Raw genomic sequence first — 1,539 nt, forward strand, 5'->3', positions numbered from 1 at the left:
ACATTGAGGTGTTAATACATAGCAATAACGCAGCCCATAAAAACACTAACCAAAGCGGAAATGGCGCTACTTTAAATTCAATCAGACCGAACTTAACCGCGATAAATTCACTTAGTAAGGCTAGTGGTAAGCACTTTAGAAGCAAAAAAGCATCCTGTTTTTTTTGCGCTGACAAATAAAACATTAATGCAATGACTACTGTTGAATAGACAATTGAATGCTGTTCAAGCAGTAGGCATAAAAACCACACTACTTGAAACAGTACAAAATTAATAAGCGAGTGCAATCTCATCATTACTACTCGTAAAACGGGGTTTGCGTGCCATTAAATGCACGGTACTTGTTGCGCGAGTTCTAAATGCGCCCTCGCAATAAGCAAAGTAAAATAGCCATAAACGATAAAATCGCTCATCAAATTTATTACTATCGAGGTTTGGCCAACTTGCAATGAAACGATCTCGCCAATCAGCAAGGGTTCTTGCGTAGTGAGCACCAATATCGCTAACTGTGTGGATATTCATATCGGTATGATTTTTTATTTGCTCACTCATTTCGTTGAGCGAAGGCAAACACCCACCAGGGAAAATATATTGCTGAATAAAGTCAGAATTTTTTAAATAATGCTGGTAACGCTGGTCGCTAATTGTAATTGCTTGAATAAGCATAGCACCGTCGTCTTTTAATAGCTGACCGCACTGAGTGAAAAAACTAGGCAAGTACTCATGACCAACCGCTTCTATCATCTCAATTGATACTAGCTTATCGTATTTACCGGTTAGTAAACGGTAATCTTGTTTGAGTAAAGTTATTTTGTTTTCAAGCCCAAGCTCTTTAATTTTATTTGCAACATAATCGTGCTGTTCATCAGAGATGGTAGTGGTTGTTACATGGCAGTCGTAGTGAGTAGCCGCATAAATCGCAAATGCTCCCCAACCTGTACCAATTTCAATGACGGTGTCGCCTTGTTGTAACTCGACTTGTTCACAAATACGCTGTAGTTTGTATTGCTGTGCTTGCTCAAGGGTGGCGTCTTTACTTGGGTATACGGCACTTGAATAAAGCATTTCTTTGCTTAAAAAAGACTCGTATAAGTCATTGCCTAAGTCGTAGTGCGCAACAATATTCTTTTTAGAGCCCGAGTGAGAGTTTTTATTTTTGATGTGGTTTATACGATGAGCAATGTTACTAAAAAAAGCGAATTTCTTTTCAAATGCGTCTAGTTGGTCTTGGTTAATTGCAAAAATTTCTATCAACCGAGTTAAGTTATCACACTGCCACTGCCCTAATATGTAAGATTCTCCCGCGCCAATACTTCCCGAGAGCGCAAATGCTTTATACATAGCAGTATCATTAACGGTTACCGTTACTTTAAGCTCTGATGACATATCGCCAAATACAGACTGCTGATTATTGTCTACAAGCACTATTTGGCCTGTTTCAATAGACGAGAACGCTTTGAATACTAACTTCTTGTATAAGTTAGTAAACCAACTTGTGCGTTCTTGAACGCGTAAGCTCGATACCTTTTCCATACACTTA

2 protein-coding genes are annotated in these 1,539 nt (G+C 38.7%); both read right to left on the reverse strand.

Going from position 1 to position 1,539, the window contains the following annotated elements; all coding sequences use genetic code 11:
- Positions 1-295 (reverse strand): DUF2878 family protein (locus AC3WVG_RS11735; RefSeq protein ID WP_488798302.1); only part of this gene is annotated, 295 nt, incomplete at its 3' end.
- A partial coding sequence (locus tag AC3WVG_RS11740; RefSeq protein ID WP_488798303.1) for a class I SAM-dependent methyltransferase occupies positions 270-1,539 on the reverse strand: 1,270 nt, incomplete at its 5' end. The genes AC3WVG_RS11735 and AC3WVG_RS11740, both read right to left, overlap by 26 nt.

The organism is Desulfovulcanus sp., from assembly GCF_982781345.1.